The organism is Nocardia sp. NPDC004151 (genome assembly GCF_042874235.1).
Lineage (GTDB): Bacteria > Actinomycetota > Actinomycetes > Mycobacteriales > Mycobacteriaceae > Nocardia.
Genome location: NZ_JBIAMR010000003.1, coordinates 629,439 through 649,395 on the forward strand (window position 1 = coordinate 629,439; position 19,957 = coordinate 649,395).

Annotated in this window: 22 protein-coding genes and 1 pseudogene; 10 read left to right on the forward strand and 13 right to left on the reverse strand. The window is 68.3% G+C overall.

The window, feature by feature from the left end:
* Nucleotides 1-80: 80 nt before the first annotated feature.
* Nucleotides 81-944: a Bax inhibitor-1/YccA family protein gene (locus ACFYTS_RS10240; protein WP_357091810.1), complete on the forward strand. Its 864-nt coding sequence runs from the start codon at nt 81-83 to the stop codon at nt 942-944.
* A 95-nt stretch (nt 945-1,039) separates the two neighbouring features.
* On the opposite strand, the gene ACFYTS_RS10245 is transcribed toward ACFYTS_RS10240, so the two are convergent.
* The 3 genes from ACFYTS_RS10245 to ACFYTS_RS10255 all read right to left on the reverse strand — a co-directional run bounded on the left by ACFYTS_RS10245 (nt 1,040) and on the right by ACFYTS_RS10255 (nt 3,400).
* On the reverse strand, nt 1,040-1,378 hold the full coding sequence (locus ACFYTS_RS10245; RefSeq protein WP_357280195.1) for a DUF1330 domain-containing protein: 339 nt from the start codon (nt 1,376-1,378) through the stop codon (nt 1,040-1,042).
* 157 nt (nt 1,379-1,535) lie between these two features.
* Entirely contained in the window at nt 1,536-2,753 is a 1,218-nt protein-coding gene (locus tag ACFYTS_RS10250; RefSeq protein ID WP_357280193.1) for an acetyl-CoA C-acetyltransferase, read from the reverse strand.
* A gap of 182 nt (nt 2,754-2,935) precedes the next feature.
* Nucleotides 2,936-3,400 carry a hypothetical protein gene (locus ACFYTS_RS10255; protein WP_357280191.1) on the reverse strand — a complete coding sequence of 155 codons (465 nt, stop codon included), beginning with the start codon at nt 3,398-3,400 and terminating at the stop codon, nt 2,936-2,938.
* 81 nt (nt 3,401-3,481) lie between these two features.
* Here ACFYTS_RS10255 and ACFYTS_RS10260 point away from each other — a divergent pair, with 81 nt between their 5' ends.
* Entirely contained in the window at nt 3,482-4,873 is a 1,392-nt protein-coding gene (locus tag ACFYTS_RS10260) for a cystathionine beta-synthase (protein ID WP_357091799.1), read from the forward strand.
* Here ACFYTS_RS10260 and ACFYTS_RS10265 read toward each other — a convergent pair.
* The 3 genes and pseudogenes from ACFYTS_RS10265 to ACFYTS_RS10275 all read right to left on the reverse strand — a co-directional run bounded on the left by ACFYTS_RS10265 (nt 4,870) and on the right by ACFYTS_RS10275 (nt 5,736).
* Nucleotides 4,870-5,151 carry a hypothetical protein gene (locus ACFYTS_RS10265; protein WP_357280885.1) on the reverse strand — a complete coding sequence of 94 codons (282 nt, stop codon included), beginning with the start codon at nt 5,149-5,151 and terminating at the stop codon, nt 4,870-4,872. The two genes, ACFYTS_RS10260 and ACFYTS_RS10265, sit on opposite strands and share 4 nt — an antisense overlap.
* Before the next feature lie 13 nt (nt 5,152-5,164).
* Nucleotides 5,165-5,488: pseudogene (locus tag ACFYTS_RS10270) on the reverse strand (HD-GYP domain-containing protein); the annotation flags it as partial.
* 62 nt (nt 5,489-5,550) lie between these two features.
* Nucleotides 5,551-5,736 carry a hypothetical protein gene (locus tag ACFYTS_RS10275; protein ID WP_387302666.1) on the reverse strand — a complete coding sequence of 62 codons (186 nt, stop codon included), beginning with the start codon at nt 5,734-5,736 and terminating at the stop codon, nt 5,551-5,553.
* Nucleotides 5,737-6,461: 725 nt separating this feature from the next.
* Here ACFYTS_RS10275 and ACFYTS_RS10280 point away from each other — a divergent pair.
* The gene (locus ACFYTS_RS10280; RefSeq protein WP_357280189.1) at nt 6,462-7,103 is read left to right on the forward strand and encodes a transglycosylase SLT domain-containing protein; all 642 of its coding nucleotides are present in this window, start codon (nt 6,462-6,464) and stop codon (nt 7,101-7,103) included.
* A gap of 197 nt (nt 7,104-7,300) precedes the next feature.
* Nucleotides 7,301-8,500 carry a hypothetical protein gene (locus tag ACFYTS_RS10285; RefSeq protein WP_387302669.1) on the forward strand — a complete coding sequence of 400 codons (1,200 nt, stop codon included), beginning with the start codon at nt 7,301-7,303 and terminating at the stop codon, nt 8,498-8,500.
* Between the two features lie 85 nt (nt 8,501-8,585).
* On the opposite strand, the gene ACFYTS_RS10290 is transcribed toward ACFYTS_RS10285, so the two are convergent.
* On the reverse strand, nt 8,586-8,933 hold the full coding sequence (locus tag ACFYTS_RS10290; protein ID WP_357280185.1) for a DUF6401 family natural product biosynthesis protein: 348 nt from the start codon (nt 8,931-8,933) through the stop codon (nt 8,586-8,588).
* Between the two features lie 74 nt (nt 8,934-9,007).
* Entirely contained in the window at nt 9,008-10,183 is a 1,176-nt protein-coding gene (locus ACFYTS_RS10295; RefSeq protein ID WP_357280183.1) for an acyl-CoA dehydrogenase family protein, read from the reverse strand.
* 95 nt (nt 10,184-10,278) lie between these two features.
* On the opposite strand from ACFYTS_RS10295, the gene ACFYTS_RS10300 reads away from it, so the two are divergent.
* Nucleotides 10,279-11,424, forward strand: a complete 1,146-nt coding sequence (locus ACFYTS_RS10300; protein ID WP_357280181.1) for a cystathionine gamma-synthase — start codon at nt 10,279-10,281, stop codon at nt 11,422-11,424.
* Between the two features lie 142 nt (nt 11,425-11,566).
* Here the strand turns inward: ACFYTS_RS10300 and greA are convergent, their stop codons facing one another.
* Nucleotides 11,567-12,058, reverse strand: a complete 492-nt coding sequence (gene greA / locus ACFYTS_RS10305; RefSeq protein ID WP_357280179.1) for a transcription elongation factor GreA — start codon at nt 12,056-12,058, stop codon at nt 11,567-11,569.
* 247 nt (nt 12,059-12,305) lie between these two features.
* Complete coding sequence (locus ACFYTS_RS10310; RefSeq protein ID WP_357280177.1) at nt 12,306-12,722, reverse strand: DUF4307 domain-containing protein; 417 nt, start codon at nt 12,720-12,722, stop codon at nt 12,306-12,308.
* Between the two features lie 173 nt (nt 12,723-12,895).
* Here ACFYTS_RS10310 and mca point away from each other — a divergent pair, with 173 nt between their 5' ends.
* From mca to ACFYTS_RS10325, 3 genes are all read left to right on the forward strand, one after another.
* On the forward strand, nt 12,896-13,777 hold the full coding sequence (gene mca / locus ACFYTS_RS10315; RefSeq protein ID WP_387302894.1) for a mycothiol conjugate amidase Mca: 882 nt from the start codon (nt 12,896-12,898) through the stop codon (nt 13,775-13,777).
* Nucleotides 13,777-14,064, forward strand: a complete 288-nt coding sequence (locus ACFYTS_RS10320) for a hypothetical protein (RefSeq protein WP_387302897.1) — start codon at nt 13,777-13,779, stop codon at nt 14,062-14,064. Before mca ends, ACFYTS_RS10320 begins: the two co-directional genes overlap by 1 nt.
* A gap of 131 nt (nt 14,065-14,195) precedes the next feature.
* Nucleotides 14,196-15,095 carry an alpha/beta hydrolase gene (locus ACFYTS_RS10325; RefSeq protein ID WP_387302674.1) on the forward strand — a complete coding sequence of 300 codons (900 nt, stop codon included), beginning with the start codon at nt 14,196-14,198 and terminating at the stop codon, nt 15,093-15,095.
* 26 nt (nt 15,096-15,121) lie between these two features.
* Here the strand turns inward: ACFYTS_RS10325 and ACFYTS_RS10330 are convergent, their stop codons facing one another.
* Together ACFYTS_RS10330 and ACFYTS_RS10335 are read right to left on the reverse strand one after the other, a co-directional pair.
* Nucleotides 15,122-15,589, reverse strand: a complete 468-nt coding sequence (locus ACFYTS_RS10330) for a VOC family protein (RefSeq protein WP_357280173.1) — start codon at nt 15,587-15,589, stop codon at nt 15,122-15,124.
* Nucleotides 15,590-15,713: 124 nt separating this feature from the next.
* Entirely contained in the window at nt 15,714-16,409 is a 696-nt protein-coding gene (locus ACFYTS_RS10335; protein WP_387302677.1) for a hypothetical protein, read from the reverse strand.
* A gap of 104 nt (nt 16,410-16,513) precedes the next feature.
* Between ACFYTS_RS10335 and ACFYTS_RS10340 the strand changes: the two genes are divergently transcribed.
* Nucleotides 16,514-16,756, forward strand: a complete 243-nt coding sequence (locus ACFYTS_RS10340; RefSeq protein ID WP_387302680.1) for a hypothetical protein — start codon at nt 16,514-16,516, stop codon at nt 16,754-16,756.
* Between the two features lie 9 nt (nt 16,757-16,765).
* Complete coding sequence (locus ACFYTS_RS10345; RefSeq protein WP_357280169.1) at nt 16,766-18,220, forward strand: SPFH domain-containing protein; 1,455 nt, start codon at nt 16,766-16,768, stop codon at nt 18,218-18,220.
* Nucleotides 18,221-18,367: 147 nt separating this feature from the next.
* On the opposite strand, the gene ACFYTS_RS10350 is transcribed toward ACFYTS_RS10345, so the two are convergent.
* Nucleotides 18,368-19,792, reverse strand: a complete 1,425-nt coding sequence (locus tag ACFYTS_RS10350) for an MFS transporter (protein WP_387302684.1) — start codon at nt 19,790-19,792, stop codon at nt 18,368-18,370.
* Between the last annotated feature and the right edge of the window lie 165 nt (nt 19,793-19,957).

Consider the following 19,957-nt stretch of genomic DNA (forward strand, 5'->3'; position numbering starts at 1 on the left):
GGCCCCCATCACGCGTTGGACGAGTAGCTTCACTGGCCACGACCGACGTGAGCCGCGACTCCAGAAAGGGACGCACGGAAATGCGCTCCACATCCAACCCGGTCTTCCGGAACTTGCAGCCGCAGCAGGGCGGCTATGCCGGCTTCGGCTCGGCGCCTGGAGCCGGACAGTTCCCCAGCAACCCCTACGGTCAGCAGCCGCCGCAGTACCCGGGCGGGTACCAGCAGCCCTACCAGCCGGCCGTGCCCACCACCCGTCCGATGACCATCGACGATGTCGTCCAGAAGACCGGCATCACCCTCGGCGTGGTCACCCTGACGGCGATCCTGTCCTACGCGCTCACTTCGGCCAACCACGGCCTCGCCATGCTGTTCCTGCTGGTCGGCGGTCTCGGCGGCTTCGCGCTCGCCATGATCATGACCTTCGGCCGCAAGCAGGACAACCCGGCGCTGGTGCTCAGCTACGCGGCGCTGGAAGGCCTGCTGCTGGGCTCGTTCTCGTTCCTGTTCACCAATGTCGAGATCGGCGGCGTCGGCGGCTCGGGCCTGATCGCGCAGGCGGTGCTCGGCACCTTCGGCGTGTTCTTCGGCATGCTCGTGGTCTACAAGACCGGCGCGATCCGCGTCACCCCGCGCTTCACCCGCATGATCGTCGGCGCCATGATCGGCATCCTGGTGCTCATGCTCGGCAACCTGGTCGCCGGTTTCTTCACCTCGGGCGGCTTCGGCCTGCGTGACGGCGGCCCGCTGGCCATCGTCTTCAGCCTCGTGGTCATCGGTGTCGCGGCCTTCAGCTTCCTGCTGGACTTCGACGCCGCCGACCAGCTCATCCGGGCCCAGGCTCCGGAGAAGGCGGCCTGGGGCGTGGCGTTCGGCCTGACCGTCACCCTGGTCTGGCTGTACCTCGAGATCCTGCGCCTGCTGAGCTACTTCCAGGACCGGTAATCCGGAAGGGCTGACGGACAGCTGAATACGCGAGTGGGCGGGCATCGGGAATCCGGTGCCCGCCCACTGCTGTGTAGCCAAGCCTGAGAACAGCTTCACTCGTTGGTCACCACCTCCTTCAGCACGTCGGTGGCGACGTGATCCGCGCCGCAGTAGTCGGCCAGGATCGCGATGCTGGAGCAGTTCCGCACGCGCAGCGGCAGGATCGCCTGATAGGCGTCCGACTCGTACCAGGCGAGAACGGACTGGTGGTCAGGGAATTCGATGACGATGGCGATCGCGGTGGCCGGGCCCTCGATGACCCGCTGGGTGCCGCCGTGGACGATGAACTTGCCGCCGAACGGTTCCAGCGTGGAGTCGATGCGCTCCAGGTATTCCACGATCTCGGCGTTGAGGTCCACGTCCCACAGATTGGCGATGGCGTAACCGGGCATTTCGAGCTCCTCGATCGGATTGCTGTGCTGCCCTTGATGTTTCCGCCTACGCGGAACGAAGTCGATTACCTGCCAGGTAATACCGCGGGCCCGGCCCCGGGAAACGAAACGGGCCGCCCGACCGTGAGGTCGAGCGGCCCGCGTCAGTGCCGAGTTATCAGCTCAGGCGCTCGATGATCATCGCCATACCCTGGCCGCCACCGACGCACATGGTCTCCAGACCGAACTGCTTGTCGTGGGTCTGCAGGTTGTTGATGAGGGTCGCGGTGATGCGGGCGCCGGTCATACCGAACGGGTGGCCGAGGGCGATGGCGCCACCGGACACGTTCAGCTTGTCCTCGTCCATGTTCAGCTCGCGGGCCGAACCCAGGACCTGAACGGCGAAGGCCTCGTTGATCTCGTACAGGTCGAGGTCGTTGATGGTCATGTTCGCGTTCTTCAGGGTGTTGCGCACGGCCTCGATCGGGCCCAGACCCATGACCTCGGGCGACAGGCCGGAGACGCCGGTGGCCACGACGCGGGCCAGCGGGGTCAGGCCCAGCGCCTTGGCCTTGGTGTCGGACATGACGACCAGCGCCGCCGCACCGTCGTTCAGCGGACAGGCGTTACCGGCGGTGATGGTGCCGTTCTCGCGGAAGACCGGCTTCAGCTGCGAGATCTTCTCGTACGAGGTGCCGGCGCGCGGGCCGTCGTCGGTGGTGACGACGGTGCCGTCGGGCAGGGTCACCGGGGTGATCTCACGCTCGAAGAAGCCGGCCTTGATGGCCTCTTCGGCGCGGTTCTGCGAACGCACGCCCCAGTGGTCCTGGTCCTCGCGGGAGATGCCGGTGAAGGTGGCGACGTTCTCGGCGGTCTCACCCATGGCGATGTAGACGTCCGGGAGCAGGCCCTCGGCGCGCGGGTCGGTCCAGGTGGCGTTGGAGGCCTTGGTCGCCTGGGTGCGGGCCTCGGCGTCGGCGAAGCGCGGGTTGTGGCTGTCCGGCCAGCCGTCCGCGGTGCCCTTCGGGAAGTTGGAGACGGTCTCGACACCGGCCGAGATGAACACGTCGCCCTCGCCCGCCTTGATGGCGTGGAACGCCATGCGGGTGGTCATCAGCGAGGAGGAGCAGTAGCGGTTGACGGTGACGCCCGGCAGGGAGTCGTAGCCGAGCTGCACGGCGACCGAGCGCGCGATGTTGAAACCGGCGTAACCGGCGGGCTGGCCGCAGCCCAGCAGCAGGTCGTTGACATCGTTGACGTCGAGGCCCGGCACCTTGTCCAGGGCGGCCTGCACCATCTGCGCGGCCAGATCGTCCGGTCGCATGCTCACCAGAGAACCCTTGCCGGCGCGGCCGATCGGCGAGCGGGCGTACGAAACGATGACGGCCTCAGCCATGAGGACTCCTTTTTTGCTGGGGTGATCCTCTTCGAATTTACGACGGGTGTGTTTCGTGTCCTACATCCGGTATGCCGGTATCCCATCCACTGGTCTGTGGGAAATCGCACTCGCTCGGTTCTCGTGCCGCGCTGCCTGCGGCAGCGCGGCACGAGTCGAGAAGAGGTAGGGCACGTTCGCGTTCAGGAGGGGACATCAAAAGCGCTGTGGGACGGGATGTTCGCCATGTCGGTGTAGACGGTCACGACGATGTGGCCGGGTCCGGTGTCCTGGAACAACGCGTAGTGCTCGCTGCCGTAGAAGCCCGCGAGGACGGGAACTCGATATTCGCCGGCGGCGCCGGTGTTCATGTTGCGCCAGGCGACGGTGGCGGTGGTCTCACACATCGGAGCGAAGGAGAACTCGCCCGGATCGAACCCGGCGACCGGCAGCGCCTGCACGCTCAAGATCGCCCGGCCGGGCCACTGCGGGCTCGTGTCGGCCCAGGATCGGATCGGGCCGCCGCACAGCATCGCATCGTGGTACATGCTCGGGACCTGCGGAAACTCGATGGTTGCGGCGGTGGCGGGAGCGGCGGAGATGATCATGGTCGTGCTGCCGAGAACGGTCAGCAGGGAGGCGGCGGCCAAGCTCGTCGGCATCCTCATGGGGCGATGGTAATTTCCGGCAAGCGTGATATCGCCGACGTGCGCGAAGGCCCGCATCTCCTTTCTGCAACGATGATGGGTATGCGCATCGCTAACCATGTCGTCGATCTGATCGGAAACACCCCGCTCGTCCGGTTGAACTCCGTGGTGGGGCCGAACTCGGGACTGGTGGCGGCGAAGGTCGAGTACCTCAACCCGGGCGGCAGCTCGAAGGACCGCATCGCCGTCAAGATGATCGACGCCGCCGAGAAGGCCGGGCTGCTGAAGCCCGGCGGCACGATCGTCGAACCGACCTCCGGCAATACCGGTGTGGGCCTGGCCCTGGTCGCGCAGCAGCGCGGCTACAAGACCGTGTTCGTCTGCCCGGACAAGGTCAGCGAGGACAAGCGCAACGTGCTGCGCGCCTACGGCGCCGAGGTCGTGGTCTGCCCGACCGCGGTCGCGCCGGAGGACCCGGACAGCTACTACAACGTCTCCGACCGCCTGGTGCGGGAGATTCCGGGCGCCTGGAAGCCGGACCAGTACTCCAACCCGGGCGGCCCGGAATCGCACTACGAGACCACCGGTCCCGAGATCTGGCGCGACACCGAGGGCAAGATCACCCACTTCGTGGCGGGCGTCGGCACCGGCGGCACCATCACCGGCACCGGCCGCTACCTCAAGGAGATCTCCGGCGGCAAGGTCAAGATCGTCGGCGCGGACCCGGAGGGCTCGGTCTACTCCGGCGGCACGGGTCGCCCGTATCTGGTCGAGGGTGTCGGTGAGGACTTCTGGCCGACCGCCTACGACCCGGCCATCCCGGACGAGATCATCGCCGTCTCCGACGCCGACTCCTTCGAGATGACCCGTCGCCTCGCTCGCGAAGAGGGCCTGCTGGTCGGCGGCTCCTGCGGCATGGCGGTCGTCGCGGCGCTCAAGGTCGCCGAGCGCGACCCGGACGCCGTCGTGGTCGTGCTGCTGCCGGACGGCGGCCGCGGCTACCTGTCGAAGATCTTCAACGACCAGTGGATGAGCTCCTACGGCTTCCTGCGCTCGCGCCTGGACGGCACCACCGGCGGCGAGGTGCACGTGGGCGATGTGCTGCGCGGCAAGTCCGGCGAGCTGCCGGACCTGGTGCACACCCACCCGCAGGAGACGCTCCGCGACGCCATCGAGATCCTGCGCGAGTACGGCGTCTCGCAGATGCCGGTCGTCGGCGCGGAGCCGCCGGTGATGGCGGGTGAGGTGGCGGGCTCGGTCACCGAGCGCGATCTGCTCTCGGCCGTGTTCGAGGGCCGCGCCAAGCTCACCGACCCGGTCTCCATGCACATGAGCCCGGCCTTCCCGCTGATCGGTGCGGGCGAGCTGGTCTCGGCCGCGACCAAGCTGCTCGAGAGCACCGACGCCCTGATGGTGGTCGATGACGGCAAGCCGGTCGGCGTCATCACCCGCCACGACCTGCTGGGCTTCCTGAGCACCGACGCTCTCGTCTAGCCGACCGCGAAGTTCTCACCGCCCGCCGGAACCGTGAAAGTTCCGGCGGGCGGTTCGCTGTCCGGGCCCTCCCCGCCCATATCGGTCGATCGGCCTATCACCGGCGGCCGGCTCAGCCGGGCAGCAGCCCGTGGTTCCGTGGCGAAGACCGCGGCCCCGGTCCGCGTGCGGCGGCCTCGCTGGGTTCGGGTCGGCCGATGCGGGCGCGGTTCGGTCATGGCGGCGAACACGTCGGCGGCCGCCGGCAGCGCCGCGGTGGACAGGTCGTGGACGCGCACGCCGCGGTGGTAGGCCGCTGCCGTCGATCCGTTCGTGATGCCCGGCGGCGACCTCGGCCAGGTCGGTCGGGCAGAGGCGGCGGCGCAGCACCCGTTCGGTCCAATAGCTGTGCAGCCGAACTCTTTCCGGGCTGCCCGGGCCGAGCGGGCAGGGATGATCCCAGATCGAACTCGAGACGGCAGCGCGGCCGAGGTCGTGCAGCAGGGCGGCGGCGCCAAGGCCCGCCCGATCGACAGCGGTCAGGCCATCGAGTTCTCCTGCGGCGAAGGTGATTTCGGACATCTGAGCCGAATGTTTCAGCAGATAGCGGTCTTTCGGATCCACCACGATCGACATGGACCGGCACAGATGATCCCGGTTCGGCGACCGGATCGCGCCGGGCAGCCCGGGCTAGTCGCTCACCACCGCGTCAGCGGGGCCGGTTGGTCCGGCACGCCCCACGCGGCGTCCGGTTCGGCGGCGAACGCCGCCACCGGGACGGGATTCAGGTGCCCGCCCCGACGGCCCCCGAGCAGCGCGGCGTGGAAGGCCACCCGCCCGTCGGCCTCGTCCAGGCGTAGCCGGGCGGCGACCGTGTCGGCCAAGCAGGAGGGCCGCCAGACCCTTCTCGAACGGCATTCCGGTGGCCGGATCGGTGGGGCTGGACAGGGCTCGTCACCTCGGTGACCTGGATAAATGATGTGCTCCGACCTCATCCGCGCGGTGCATCGTTGCGGGGTCTTTATCGGCCGTGAGAGTTGTGACGTGTGTGATTTGAGGTAACTACTGTGATTTGCTGGACCGTTACCAAAGGCATCCGAAAAGCCGGTGAAACGCCGCGAAATATGCCAAATGTCGGTATATCGCGATCGGAGGGCGAAATTGTTCTGTGATCCGAAACACTTAATGGTTTTAATTGAATCACCAGGTCAGCGCTTGTATTGATGCAGGTCCAAGGCGTGCACCTGAACCTGATTCATCTCCTGTTCATCTTTGATTCAAGCTACGTTCACTATGCGCAATCAAGCTGTGACCTTGTCGGAAACAGACCGCAAGTCTGGATGGCGCAAGGAGATGTGAACACACATGCGGAACGTGATCACCACATCGGTGCGCTGAGGCTCACGGCCGGGAGGCCGTCACCCTCGCTGCCGCCCTCTAGGTAGGGCGCCAATTTCATTGACCCGTAACGGGTTTCACAACAGCATCCACAACAGCCCGCAGTGTGCAGGTGAGCGTCGGTAGACGCCCGCATGACCAAGCGCTGCCATTTCAGGCCCGCGAGCCCGAAACCGAACAGGAATCCAAATTCGCCATGCCCAAGAATGTTATGTCTGCTCTCAGTGACCCTGCCAAACGTAGCAAGGTAGTTGCCACCGCCCGGACGGCCGGTGCCGCCGCTCTCGCCCTCGGCGTGTTCGGCTCCATCTTCACCGCCGCCGGTGCCGCGAACGGCGACGTCGAGCCCGCTGCGCTGAAGCAGACCCTGGCCGCCGCCACCGCGCCCGCCGCCGCCGTCAAGTTCGCGTCGGCCGGCGAGCACCCGGCCGCGGCCGCGGCTCCGGCCCCGGCCCCCATGCCGGCCCCGGTGCCCGAGGTGGCCCCGGCGCCCGCTCCCGAGCCGGCTCCGGCCCCCGCGCCGCCGGTCTACGCCGACAACCTGGACGGCTGGATCCGCCAGGCGCTGGACATCATGGCCCAGCGCGGCATTCCGGGCAGCTACGACGGCATCTTCCGCAACATCATCCGGGAGTCCAGCGGCAACCCGCAGGCGATCAATCTGTACGACTCGAACGCCGCCATGGGCATCCCGTCCAAGGGCCTGCTGCAGGTGATCGACCCGACCTTCGCCGCCTACCACGTCGACGGCACCCCGTTCGACGTCTGGGATCCGGTCGCCAACATCGTGGCCGCCTGCAACTACGCGGCGCACCGCTACGGCTCGATGGACAACGTCAACAGCGCGTACTGATCCACCGCCCCGGCGCTCGACGACACCACGATGGCCCGCCCGATGAGGGGCGGGCCATTCGTCCTATTTGGGCGGCTGTCCGATCCGATTGGGCAACACTTTCGCAAACAGCCGGATCCGAGGATCGACTCGGCGTATAACGGCCCCGTGGAGCAGTTCCGGCACCCGGCCGGAACAGATAGCGAAGGGACGGGGTCATGCACACCTCGAGTTCGGCTATCGATATCCAGATCGGGCGAGGGCTCTCCGACGCGTGGAGTTCCATCGCCACCTGGGTGCCCAAATTCGTCGGGTTTCTGGTCATCCTGCTCATCGGCTGGTTCGTGGCGAAACTCGTGGCCCGGCTGGTGACCCGAATCCTGCATCGAGTCGGCTTCGATCGCCTGGTCGAACGCGGCGGCATCAAGCAGATGCTCGCCCGCGGCCGCTACGACGCCACCGGCATCATCGCCAAGCTGGCGTACTACGCGGTCCTGTTGATCACCCTGCAACTCGGCTTCGGCGTCTTCGGCCCGAATCCGGTGAGCACCATGCTGAACGCGGTCGTGGCCTGGCTGCCGCGACTTGCCGTGGGCATCATCATCGTCTGCGTCGCAGGCGCCATCGCCCGCGTCGTCCAGGACATGGTGTCGAACATGCTGAGCGGCCTCGACTACAGCCGCATGCTGGGACGTATTGCGGCCGTGTTCATCTGGGGCATCGGCATCATCGCCGCGCTCAATCAGATCGGTGTCGGCACCTCGGTCACCATGCCGATCCTCATCACCGTCCTGGCCACCGTGGGCGGCATCCTCGTCGTCGGCGTCGGCGGCGGTCTGATCCGGCCCATGCAGCAGCGCTGGTCGGGCTGGCTGGACGCCATCGAGGGCGAGATGCCCGAGGTGAAGGGCCACGCCCAGGCGTATCAGCGCGGCCGCGAGGACGCCGCGCGCCAGCGTCAGGCCCAGGAGGCCATGGCCGCGCAACGGGCCGCCATGGCGCAGCAGCCGACCATGGCGGGCCAGGGCATGGGCCAGATGCCTCCGGGCAAATGGGCCGAACCCGGCAGTGGTGCAACGGGTTACGGACAGCAGGGGTATCAGCAGGGCGGGTACGGGCAGGGCGGCGGTCAGATGCCTCCACAACAGCCTGGTCAGATGCCCCAGCAACAGCCCGGGCAGATGCCTCCGCCGCAGCCCGGGCAGATGCCTCAGCAACAGTCCGGTCAGATGCCGGCGCCCGGAACCGGCTGGATGCCGTCACCGCAGAGCGGTCAGATGCCGTCACCGCAGAGCGGTCAGATGCCATCGCAATCCGGCCGGACGCCCCAGAGCGATCAGCCGACGCCCCCGGCGCAGCGCCCCGATCGGAGCGAGCGGCTGCCGCGGAACGACGACCAGGATCGCGGCGACATGTAGCCGACGGTCTTCGGGATCAGGGAGCTCTCAGCGTGGAATCTCGTCGATTCCCCGCGCTGACGGCTCCCTGATCTCGTCTCGGGGTTCAGGAGGCCCGGGCGAGCGAGCAGACGGCGGCCAGGCGGAGATGCAGCCAGTCGGCGTCCTGCCAGTCCAGGGGAGAGCGCGGGAGGGCGGCCTGTTCGGCCTCACGGAGGTCCTCGAGGATGCCGCGGGCATATCCGGCGAGCAGCACGCTGACCGGGACCAGGCTGGAGTTGTCCACACCCAGGTCGAGGATGTCGCGGATGGCGGCGGCGTGCTGGTCGATGACCGCGCTGACGCCGGGGAAGACCGCGGAGGCTTCCAGGGCGGGGGCTCCGTGGGTGCGCTGCAGTCGATTCAGGGTCTTACGCGCCGAGACGACGAGCAAAGCGGAGCCGGGCACAAACACCCGGCGATGCTAGCAACCCACCCGCGGCGCGCGGATCGAGTGTGATATATCACGCATTCATCCGGAAGTCCCGCTCAGCGGAAGGCTTTCGAGCCGGTCAGCGCCTCGCCCAGCACCAGCTGGTGCACCTCCGCGGTGCCCTCGTAGGTGAGCACCGATTCCAGGTTGTTGGCGTGCCGCAGCACCGGGTACTCGAGGGTGATGCCGTTCGCACCCAGGATGGTCCGGCATTCGCGCGCGATCCCGATGGCCTCACGGGTGCTGTTCAGCTTGCCCGCGCTGATCTGCTCATTGGTGATCGCGTGCCGGTCCTTGAGCCGTCCGAGGTGCACGGCCAGCAGTTCGCCCTTGCCGAGTTCGAGCGCCATGTCGGCGAGCTTGGCCTGGGTGAGCTGGTAGGCGGCGAGGGGCTTGTCGAAAACCTCCCGGGTTCGTGAGTATTCGATCGCGGCGGACAGGCAGTCGCGGGCCGCGCCGAGCGCGCCGAAGATGATCCCGAACCGAGCCTCCGACAGGCAGCCCAGCGGCGCCGCCAGCCCCCGCGCCTCGGGCAGCTGGGCGTCGGCGGGCAGCCGGACGCCGTCGAGAGCGAGTTCCGCGGTGATCGAAGCCCGCAGGGACAGTTTGTGTTTCATCTCGCGGGCGCTGAATCCCGGTGTGTCCGTGGGCACCACGAACCCGCGGATCACATCCCGCTCGTCCTCGCGCGACTGCGCCCATACGATGGCGATATCGGCCACCGATCCGTTGGTGATCCACATCTTCGAGCCGTCGAGGATCCAGTCGTCCCCGTCGCGTCGCGCCCGCGTCCGCATGCCGCCCGGATTGGATCCGAAGTCGGGTTCGGTGAGCCCGAAGCAACCGATCACCCGCCCGGCCGCCATCTCCGGCAGCCACCGCAGCTTCTGCTCCTCGGACCCGTACTTGTGGATGGCGGTCATGGCCAGCGACCCCTGCACCGACACCATGCTGCGCACCCCGGAGTCGACGGCCTCCAACTCCAGGCAGGCCAGCCCGTACGCCGTCGCCGAGGTGCCCGCGCACCCGTACCCCTCCAGATGCATCCCCAGCAGCCCCAGCTTGCCCAGTTCCGGAGCCAGTTCCCGCGCCGGGAAGGTCCCCGCCTCGAACCATTCGGTCACCCGTGGCCGCAACCGTTCCGCCGCGAACGCGCGCACCGTCTCGCGGATGGCGCGTTCCTCGTCACTGAGCAGGGAGTCGATGGCGAACAGCTCGTCTACGGTGACCATGCGCCCACGATAGGACCGCCCGCGCGACGCCCACAACGCCGCGCCGATACCGACCCGGGGGCGGGGCGGACCGGCCGCGTCCTTAGGCTGTTCGCATGAGCGATCAGCTGGGTTTCTCCACACGGGCGGTGCACGCCGGGTTCGATCCGGACCCTCAGACCGGTGCGGTGAACGTGCCGATCTACGCGAGTTCGACCTTCGCCCAGGACGGGGTCGGCGGCATGCGCGGCGGCTACGAGTACGCGCGCACCGGCAACCCGACCCGGACCGCGCTGGAGGCCAATCTGGCCGCGCTCGAATCCGGCTCCTACGGGCGGGCTTTCGCCTCCGGTATGGCGGCCACCGACTGCGCGATCCGGGCCAACCTGCGCCCCGGCGACCACATGGTGATCCCGAACGACGCCTACGGCGGCACCTTCCGGCTCATCGACAAGGTCTTCACCCAGTGGGGCATCGAGTACTCGGTCGCACCGGTCTCGGATGTGGACGCGGTGGCCGCGGCGATGCGCCCCAATACCAAGCTGGTGTGGGTGGAGACGCCCACCAACCCGCTGCTGAACGTCGGTGACATCGCGGCGCTGGCCGAGGTCGCCCACGCGGGCGGCGCGAAGCTGGTCGTGGACAACACCTTCGCCTCCCCGTACCTGCAGCAGCCGCTGCTGCTGGGCGCGGACATCGTGCTGCACTCGACCACCAAGTACCTGGGCGGTCACTCCGACGTGGTCGGCGGCGCGCTCATCACCAACGACCAGGAGCTGGACACCAAGTTCGCGTTCCTGCAGAACGGCGCCGGCGCGGTCCCCGGCCCGATGGACGCCTTCCTCACCCTGCGCGGCATCAAGACCCTGGCCCTGCGCATGGACCGGCACTGCGACAACGCCGAGACCATCGCCGAGTTCCTGGCCAACCACCCCAAGATCGCCCAGGTCATCTACCCCGGCCTGCCCGAGCACCCGGGCCACACGGTGGCGCAGAAGCAGATGCGCCGCTTCGGCGGCATGATCTCGGTGCGCGTGCACGGCGGCAAGGAAGCGGCGCTGGACTTCTGCTCCAAGACCAAGGTCTTCACCCTGGCCGAGTCCCTCGGCGGCGTGGAATCGCTGATCGAGCACCCGGGCGCGATGACCCACGCCTCGACCGAGGGCTCCGCCCTCGAGGTCCCCGCCGACCTGGTCCGCCTCTCGGTCGGCATCGAGGACATCAGCGACCTCCTCTCCGACATCGAGCAGGCGCTGGCCTAACTCTCAGGGGCTCTCGGGGACTTCGCCTCCGAACCTCCAGGGACGCCGGGGGCCCAAGCCCCCGAACCCACCAGCACAAAGAAGCGCCGCACCGGATTCCGGTGCGGCGCTTCTCTTGCATTTCGGCCGATAACAGCATTTGTCAGCTGTGGTACGGCTCCGCGGAGACCAGGGTCACCTTCATGGTCTTGCCGTTGGGCAGGGTGTATTCGCGGGTGTCGCCGACCTTGGCGTCGATGAGGGCGCCGCCCAACGGGGAGTTGGGGGAGTAGGTCTCGAGGTCGGCGCTGCCGAGGCCCTCTTCGCGGGTGGCGATGAGGAACGTTTCGGTGTCGGACTCGTCGCCGTCGTAGTAGACCTTGACGACCGAGCCGGGCAGGGCGACGCCGGACTTGGTGGGCGCGACGCCGACCTTGGCGTTGTTCAGCAGTTCCTGCAGCTGGCGGATACGCGCCTCCTGCTGGCCCTGCTCTTCACGCGCCGCGTGGTAACCGCCGTTCTCCTTGAGGTCGCCCTCTTCACGGCGCTCGTTGATTTCGGCCGCGATGACGGGACGGTTGGCGATGAGCGCGCCGAGTTCGCTCGTGAGCCTCTCGTGCGACTCCGGGGTCAGCCAAGTCACGGTCTCAGTCATCTCGATCACTCCCTAGTAGTTGTCCCCGGCAAGCCGGGATTCCCTGATGCCCGCTACTGAAACCCATCCGGAGATGGGCACACAGCAGCCCTGGACAGCCAGAGCGATCCCTGGGGAGAGTCCCGACAGCGCCGGCCGTCAATGCAGCAAACACGGCTCCGAACGCCGGAACCGTGTATCGCGTCATTTTAGCACGATTTGAAAATGCGCAGGTAGAAGCGTCAATGCGGGTCGCATACCCGACTTTTCACCCGGCGCGCAGATAGGCCGGCACATGCTCGGTGCAGCCGTACACATTGGCCGCGCCGGCCCGGCGGGCGGTCTTGATCGTGGTGTCCATGCGGACGGTGCCGGCGTCGGAGCCGGGAACCAGGATCTCGCGGCGGCCGACCTCGTCGGTGTCGCCGTCCATGGCGCGCACGATGCAGGCGACCGCGGTGCCGGGATCCTTGCGGGTCACCTTGAACTCGATGGTGACGGTGGAGTCGTCGACGACGGTGTAGCCGAGGCGTTCCGGTTCGATGTCCTGCGGTCCGTAGGTGCGGAAGCCCAGGTAGGCGACCACGAGTCCGCCGACGAGGACGATCGGTCCGAGGGCCCAGGGCAGCCAGCGGCGGTTCTTCCGCGGCTTTATCCCGTACCTGTCGGCCGGTCTTTCGCTCATGTCGGGGACGCTCCCGGGGGGTAGGTCGGAACAAACAACGATCGGATGGAACTATAGGGAATGGATATCCGATGCCTGTGTCCGGACTCGGCACGTGCCGGTTGATGCAGCGCGACGCTACGAGGTGAAAACGTGATCGGTGAGGTGAACGAGAAGTGAGTGGTCTTCGCCTCATGGCGGTGCACGCCCATCCCGACGACGAATCCAGCAAGGGCGCGGCCACCACCGCGCGCTACGCTGCCGAAGGCAACGAGGTGCTGGTCGTCACCCTCACCGGCGGGGAGCGCGGCGACATTCTGAACCCCGCCATGGACACCCCCGGCGTCAAGGACCGCATCACCGAGGTCCGCCGCGAGGAGATGGCCGCCGCCGCCGAGGCGCTGGGCGTCCGCCAGACCTGGCTGGGTTTCGTGGATTCCGGTCTGCCGGAAGGTGATCCGCTGCCGCCGCTGCCCGAGGGTTGCTTCGCGCTGGTGCCGCTGGCGGAGGCCGCCGAGGCGCTGGTGCGGGTGGTGCGCGAGTTCCGGCCGCACGTCATCACCACCTATGACGAGATGGGCGGCTACCCGCACCCGGACCACATCATGTGCCACCAGGTGTCGGTCGCGGCCTTCGAGGCCGCCGGCGATCCGGAGCGGTTCCCCGACGCGGGTGAGCCCTGGACGCCGCTGAAGCTGTACTACGACCACGGCTTCAGCCTGGCCCGGCTCGAGGTCTTCGCCGCCGAGTACGAGCGCATCGGCGAACCGTTCCCCATGCAGGAGTGGATGGACCGGATGCGCAAGTACGCCGCCGAGCGCGGCGACATCATGGCCCGGGTGACCACCCAGGTCGAGTGCGCCAAGTACTTCCCGGCGCGGGACGACGCGCTGCGCGCCCACGCCACCCAGATCGACCCCAACGGCGCCTTCTTCGCGGTGCCGACGGAGATGCAGCAGCGGCTGTGGCCGACCGAGGAGTTCGAGCTGGCCAAGACCCGCGTCAAGACCGCGATCCCGGAGACCGACCTGTTCGCGGGCATCGACGACGCCGACACCGAGGACGACGCCCGATGATGCTCACCCTGCTCGCCCAGACCAACAATTCGCCCACCGGCCCGGAGTTCGGCAAGGCGTCCCCGCTGGGCCTGGTGATCGTGCTGGTGTTGCTGGCGGGCACCATCCTGCTCATCCGGAACATGAACAAGCACATCAAGAACCTGCCCTCCGAGTTCTCCCCGGAGCACCCGGAGGCGGATCAGGAAGCCGACGAGGGCACCGAGCACGGGATCGCGGCGCAGGAGGACGACGACGCGTCGCCGCGCAACGAGTCCAAGCCGGAAGCCACCAACGGCACGGCCTGATCCGACGATGTGCAGCGCCCCCGGTCGACGGACCGGGGGCGCTGTCGTTTCCCGGCGCCCGGAACAATTCCGGTCACGCTGCCGTTTTCGCTCCGGAGAGCGAAACAGCCGGAGTGGAAAGGGAAATCGCGATGCCGAGCCCGGAGATGCGCGAGTTCATCGAACAGTTCGAGCAGAGCCGGGCGGCCCGGCCCGATGCCCCGCTGTCCCTGGCGGAACTCCGGGCCGGTTTCCTGCCCGCGGGCCGGAAGTACGAGGTTCCCGATGATGTTCGGGTGAGCGCGGTGTCGGCGGCGGGCGTCCCCGCGTACTGGCTGGACGCGCCGGACACCTCGCCGGACCGGGTGTTGGTGTATGTGCACGGTGGCGGTTTCACGCTGGGCTCGCTCGACAGTCACGGCGAGCTGGCGGCGCGGCTGGGCCGGGCGGCCGGGGCGCGGGTGCTGTTCCCGGAGTACCGGCTGACGCCCGAGTATCCGTATCCGGCGCCGGTCGAGGACATCCGCGCGCTGTGGCGCTGGGTGCGCGAGGACCAGGGCGTCGCCGCGAGTTCCATTGTGCTGGCGGGTGATTCGTCGGGCGGCAATCTGGTGGCGGCGCTGCTGCTGGAGTTGCGCGATGCCGGGGCGGAGCTGCCCGCGGCGGCGGTGCTGCTCTCGCCCGCGTTGGACATGAGCGGATCCGGGGTCTCCATGACCGAGCGTGACGGGCAGGACGCGATCTTCACGCCGGGCATGCTGCGCGGGATCTTCGCGACCTATCTGGACGGCGCGGATCCGCGGATTCCTTCGGCCTCACCGCTTTTCGGGGATCTGACCGGGTTGCCTCCGGTGCTGATCCAGGCCGGGACGGCCGAACTGCTGCTCAGCGATGCCGAGGGCTTCGCGGCCGCCGCGCGTGAGGCGGGCGTGGAGGTGGCGTTGACACTGGGGGAGGGTCTGCCGCACGTCTACGTGATCATGCGGGATACCCCGGAAGCGGCCGCGGCCACCGAAGAGATCGCGGCCTTCGTGCGCAAGCGCCTGGGCTGAGCCGGTCCCGGTCCGAAGTCGCGCGATTACTCCAGGGTCGGCTGGTCGTAGCGGGTGAATCCGCCCTTGCCGTCGGTGTCCACGCCGAGGAATCGCCCGGCGTGGAAGGGATTGTTGGCGAGCAGCTGGACCACCGTGTTGTCGGGATCGAAGAGGTCGAGGACCGCGCCGTACTCGCCGCGGTCGAAGACCTCGCCGCGGGTGTAGTCGAGTTCGTCGGCGCGGGCGGCGAACGCGTGCAGGTCGTCGACGGAGTCGACTTCCAGCGCGAAGACGTCGAAGCCGCCGAGATCCGGTTGCCCGGCGCAGTATTCGCGTTCGCGCAGCGCGATGCCGAATCCGCTGGGATGCATGAGCTGCGCGCCGCGCAGTTCGCCCTCTTCGCGGAATTCCCCGGCCAGGCGCAGGTCGAGTAGGTCGGTGTACCAGGCGACGCTGCGCGCCAGGTCGCTGACCGGCAGCTTGACGTGGCGGATGCGGACGAGTCCGGCCATGGGTGGCTCCTGATTCGGTGCGCGCGGTGTCGTCGGGCGGGAACCCCGCAAGGATGCCACTTCCCGGCCGCCGTGGCGTGTAATGGCGCCGGACCGGCGGAATGATGGCGGTTGCGCCGCCGAATCAGACCGCCGGGTCGGCGGTGAGGTGGAGGTAGGCGGTGTCGAGGGGGATGTCGACGGCGAACCAGGCCGCCGGACGGTCGTCGTCGCGCGGGCACCAGGCCGTGGCCACGCACAGGCGGGCGGCCTCGTCGGTGGCCAGGCCGGGCAGGTGCCATTCGATCCGGGCCGGATCCCGGTAGCGGACACCGTATTCGGTGTCGTGGTCGTCGGCGTGGATCTGGTGCGCCCAGCTGGCGGGCATGAGGCGCGCGTCCTCGGCCTGCAGGGCCAGCAGTTCCGAGTCCGGGCCGCCGATGCACACCATGAAGTGGTCGTTCTCGATGCTCACCGCCGCGAGGCACTCACCGGTGTCCGGGCCGCTGGTGGTCCCCGCGGGCAGATCGGTCAATTCGGCCGTGAACACCAGTCCCGGCACCGCGCTGTGCGCCTTCACCTGCCAGATCCCGGCCCACAGCGCGACCGGCGCGCCCCCGTCCCAGGCGGGCATCTCGATACTCCCGACCAGCAGGTCGACGGTGGCGTCCCGATGCCGCCATCGGTGTAGATGCGACCCGTTCGGCAAGCGCCACAGCGTGTTCGGACCGGCGGGCAGCAGCTCCGACCCGACGGTGACGCCGAACCCCACGATCCCGAGCGGGGTGTCGATCACGGCGGGACGGCGGTCTACCTGAGCGAGGCGGTCGGTGGGGAGCATGAACCCATCATGCAGGGTGCGTATCGGCGCCCGCTGACCGGTTGCACCCGTTAGTTTTTCGTAAAGGAAATTTCCGGGTGCCCGGCGCGGGATTAGCGTTTGTGATGTCGAACAGCTGCGGTTCGGGGGTGGGGTTGATGGCGGCGGATGTGATCGGCAAGTTCGCGCGGGTGACGGCCGCGATCACCCCCGACCACCTCGGCGAGGTGTTGATCGAGGTGCGGGCCGGGTCCGAACGGTTCCTGGCGCGCGCCGCCGACAGCGAGTCGACGATTCCCAAGCACGCTCAGGTGCTCGTGGTCGGCAGTCTGGGTGGCCGGACCGTCGAAGTCGTTCCCGTGAAATGAAGGTGCATCGTGGACATCCTGGTCATTGGTTTGGTCGGGTTGGTGTTCGTCGTTCTGTTGGCCGGAATCGGGTTGCTGCGGCTCGCGTGGCGCGTCGCCGAACCCGATGAGGCGCTGATCATCTCGGGCTTCCGGGCCGGATCGGGGCCGGGCGGGTCGGGGGAGAGCATGGGGTTCCGGATCGTCACCGGGCGCGGGTGCCTGGTCGCGCCGGGATTGACCAAGGTGCGGCGAATCTCGCTGGAGGCGCACGAATCCCAGATCGTGGTGCCGTGCGTGAGCCGGCAGAAGATCGGTCTGCATCTCACCGGCGTGGTCATGTACAAGGTCGGCGACGACTACACCTCGATCGCCAACGCGGCGCGGCGGTTCCTGGACCGGCCCACCGACGAGCTCGAGACCAAGGTGCAGAACGTGTTCATCGGTCATCTGCGCGCCATCGCGGGCTCGATGACCGTGGAGGACATGATCAGTGATCAGGACAAGTTCTCCGAGCAGGTGCGGGACCGCTGCTCGCACGAGATGGAGTCCTTCGGCCTGGTGATCGACTCGTTCCAGATCCAGTCCATCGCCAGCGAATCGAATTACATCGCCAATCTGGCCATTCCGCATCAGGCGGAGGTGGAGCAGCACGCCCGCATCGCGCGCGCCAATGCCGAACGCGAGGCCATCGCGCAGGAGCAGGCGGCGCAGGCGCAGGTGGCGCTGTCGATGCGCGACACCCAGATCAAGAAGGCCGGTTATCAGGCCGAGGTGGATCGGGCCACCAAGGACGCCCAGCAGCAGGGCCCGCTGGCCGAGGCGACCGCCCGGCAGGCTGTCGTCGAGGTGGCGACCAAGGTCGCGCAACTCGAGGCGCAGCAGAAGGAACAGCAGCTCCAGGTGGAGGTCCGCAAGCCGGCCGACGCCGAGGCCTACAAGCAGACCACCTTGGCCACCGCGGCGCGCGACGCCCGGATCAGCCAGGCCGAGGCGGACGCCGAGGAGACCCGGCTGCGCGCGGAAGCCGCTGCGGCGCAGACGAAGTTGCAGGCCCTCGCCGAAGCCGAATCGATCAAGGCGCGGGCGGCCGCGCAGGCCGAGGCGACCCGGCTCACCGGTCAGGCCGAGGCGGAAGCGATCAAGGCGCGCGGTCTCGCCGAGGCCGACGCCGTGCGCGCCCGGATGGCCGCCGAGGCGGCGGGCATCCAGCAGCGCGCCGAGGCGATGAGCAAGAACCAGGAGGCGGTGATCGCCCAGCAGATCGCCGAGCACCTGCCCGAGATCGTGGCCGCGGCGGCGAAGCCGTTCGAGCATGTCGGGCAGTTCACGGTGCTCAACGGGGCGCAGGGCGTGACCTCGGCGCTGGCCGAGATCATCCAGCAGGCCGGGACTCTCGCCTCCATGGCGCGGGAATCCCTGATGCCGGTGCTGGAGCCCGAGGCCGCGTCGCCCAACGGGGAGGTCGGCCTCAGCCGTTCGTGATCGAGTCGACGAGCGGGCCCGCCATCAGGCCGTACATCAGGCATAGGAAGGCTCCGTCGTCCGCGTCACCGAAGAACGCGATGACCAAATGGCTCGGTGGAAGAATCTCACCGAGCCATTGCCAATTCGGTCGCGGCCGTTCGGACGTCAGCCGGCAGCCGAGACCTCCTGGTCATGCCGGGCCGGGGACCGGAAGGTCGCCAGCGCGAGCGCCGCCGCGCCGACGGCGACGATTCCGGCGGCGACGAACGCGGCCGAGAACCCGTCGGTCAGGGCGCCGGTGTCACCGAGCCGGTCGGCGCCCGCGTTCGCCGCGATGGCGGTGACCGCGGCCAGGCCCAGGGCCGAACCGATCTGGTAGCCGGTGTTCACGATGCCCGAGGCGAGGCCGCCCTCCTGCGGCGGCGCGGCCGAAATCGCCGTCTGCAGAGTGGGAATGAAGGCCAGCGACATGCCCAGCGCCGCCACCAGCGAACCGGGCAGCACGTCGATCCAGAAGGTGCCGTCGGGGCGGATGAACGACAGCCACGCCAGTCCGGCGGCCAGGATGACCAGGCCGGCGACCGTCATGGTGCGAGCGCCGAAGCGCGCGAACAGTTTCGGCGAAATGGCGATCATGCCGACCATGATGAGCGCGGTCATGGGCAGCAGCGCCGCACCCGACGGGAACGCCGAATAGCCCAGGACCTGCTGTAGATACAGGTTCAGGAAGAACCACATCGGCACCCACGCCGCGCCCAGCAGCACCTGGGCGAGGTTGGCCGCGCCGAGGTCGGGTGCGCGGAAGATGCTCAGCGGCATGAGCGGTTCGCGGCGGCGGGCCTGGATCGCGATGAACGCGCCGAGCAGGGCGAGGGCCGCGGCCAGCACCACCCAGGTGGAGGTGGCGGACCAGTCCCCGCGCACCACGGCGAAGACGGCGGCGCCGAGGCCGAGGGTGGCGGTCGCCGCGCCGAGCAGATCCACCGACGCGTGCGGGGCCATCGCGCCATCGGGCACCAGGGCCGGTGCGGCCAGCAACGCTACCAGTGCGATCGGGATATTGATGTAGAAAACCCAAGGCCACGAGGCATATTGGGTGATCAGGCCACCGAGGAACACTCCGGCGGTCCCGCCGGCGGGCGCCGCGGCTCCGTAGACGGCGAAGGCCTTGGTCAGCTCGCCGGGATTGCCGCCGAACAGCATCATCAGCAGGGTCAGGGCGGAGGGTGCGATAAGGGCCGCGCCCGCGCCCTGGACACCGCGTCCGATCAGCTCCACCGCGGCGTTTCCGGCGAGGCCGGCGACCAGCGAGCCGACCGCGAGGATGCCCCATCCGGTCTGGAAGATCCGCCGTGTGCCGACGATGTCGGACAATTTGCCGCCGAGCAGCAGCAGGCCGCCGAAGACGACCACGTAGGCATTGAAGACCCAGGACAGGTTCTCCTGCGAGAAGCCCAGCGCGTCCTGCATTTCCGGCAGTGCGACGCCGATGATCGAGGTGTCCATGATGACGATGAACTGGGCGAGGGCGATGAGCCCCAAGGCGATCCAGCGCCGCGACGAGGGCGGCGCGGAGGTGTGGGTGGACATAGGAATCACTCCCTGGCAGAGGTTTCGGGGCCGGGGTGGCCACGGGCAGTTCCAACCCGTCCATTGGTACCCCCATGGGGTATGCGAAAACAGCCTGGAGCACTGTGACACTTCTCATACCTATTGGGGGTATAGGTATTGACACGTGTTCTGGCCAGCGTGAAA

What these genes read in the sequence shown, in the direction of transcription:
- ACFYTS_RS10240 (WP_357091810.1), top strand. Translation starts at nt 81, where the DNA reads ATGCGCTCCACATCCAACCCGGTCTTCCGGAACTTGCAGCCGCAGCAG.
- ACFYTS_RS10245 (WP_357280195.1), bottom strand. Translation starts at nt 1,378, where the DNA reads ATGCCCGGTTACGCCATCGCCAATCTGTGGGACGTGGACCTCAACGCC.
- ACFYTS_RS10250 (WP_357280193.1), bottom strand. Translation starts at nt 2,753, where the DNA reads ATGGCTGAGGCCGTCATCGTTTCGTACGCCCGCTCGCCGATCGGCCGC.
- ACFYTS_RS10255 (WP_357280191.1), bottom strand. Translation starts at nt 3,400, where the DNA reads ATGAGGATGCCGACGAGCTTGGCCGCCGCCTCCCTGCTGACCGTTCTC.
- ACFYTS_RS10260 (WP_357091799.1), top strand. Translation starts at nt 3,482, where the DNA reads ATGCGCATCGCTAACCATGTCGTCGATCTGATCGGAAACACCCCGCTC.
- ACFYTS_RS10280 (WP_357280189.1), top strand. Translation starts at nt 6,462, where the DNA reads ATGTCTGCTCTCAGTGACCCTGCCAAACGTAGCAAGGTAGTTGCCACC.
- ACFYTS_RS10285 (WP_387302669.1), top strand. Translation starts at nt 7,301, where the DNA reads ATGCACACCTCGAGTTCGGCTATCGATATCCAGATCGGGCGAGGGCTC.
- ACFYTS_RS10295 (WP_357280183.1), bottom strand. Translation starts at nt 10,183, where the DNA reads ATGGTCACCGTAGACGAGCTGTTCGCCATCGACTCCCTGCTCAGTGAC.
- ACFYTS_RS10300 (WP_357280181.1), top strand. Translation starts at nt 10,279, where the DNA reads ATGAGCGATCAGCTGGGTTTCTCCACACGGGCGGTGCACGCCGGGTTC.
- greA (WP_357280179.1), bottom strand. Translation starts at nt 12,058, where the DNA reads ATGACTGAGACCGTGACTTGGCTGACCCCGGAGTCGCACGAGAGGCTC.
- ACFYTS_RS10310 (WP_357280177.1), bottom strand. Translation starts at nt 12,722, where the DNA reads ATGAGCGAAAGACCGGCCGACAGGTACGGGATAAAGCCGCGGAAGAAC.
- mca (WP_387302894.1), top strand. Translation starts at nt 12,896, where the DNA reads ATGGCGGTGCACGCCCATCCCGACGACGAATCCAGCAAGGGCGCGGCC.
- ACFYTS_RS10320 (WP_387302897.1), top strand. Translation starts at nt 13,777, where the DNA reads ATGCTCACCCTGCTCGCCCAGACCAACAATTCGCCCACCGGCCCGGAG.
- ACFYTS_RS10325 (WP_387302674.1), top strand. Translation starts at nt 14,196, where the DNA reads ATGCCGAGCCCGGAGATGCGCGAGTTCATCGAACAGTTCGAGCAGAGC.
- ACFYTS_RS10330 (WP_357280173.1), bottom strand. Translation starts at nt 15,589, where the DNA reads ATGGCCGGACTCGTCCGCATCCGCCACGTCAAGCTGCCGGTCAGCGAC.
- ACFYTS_RS10335 (WP_387302677.1), bottom strand. Translation starts at nt 16,409, where the DNA reads ATGCTCCCCACCGACCGCCTCGCTCAGGTAGACCGCCGTCCCGCCGTG.
- ACFYTS_RS10340 (WP_387302680.1), top strand. Translation starts at nt 16,514, where the DNA reads ATGTCGAACAGCTGCGGTTCGGGGGTGGGGTTGATGGCGGCGGATGTG.
- ACFYTS_RS10350 (WP_387302684.1), bottom strand. Translation starts at nt 19,792, where the DNA reads ATGTCCACCCACACCTCCGCGCCGCCCTCGTCGCGGCGCTGGATCGCC.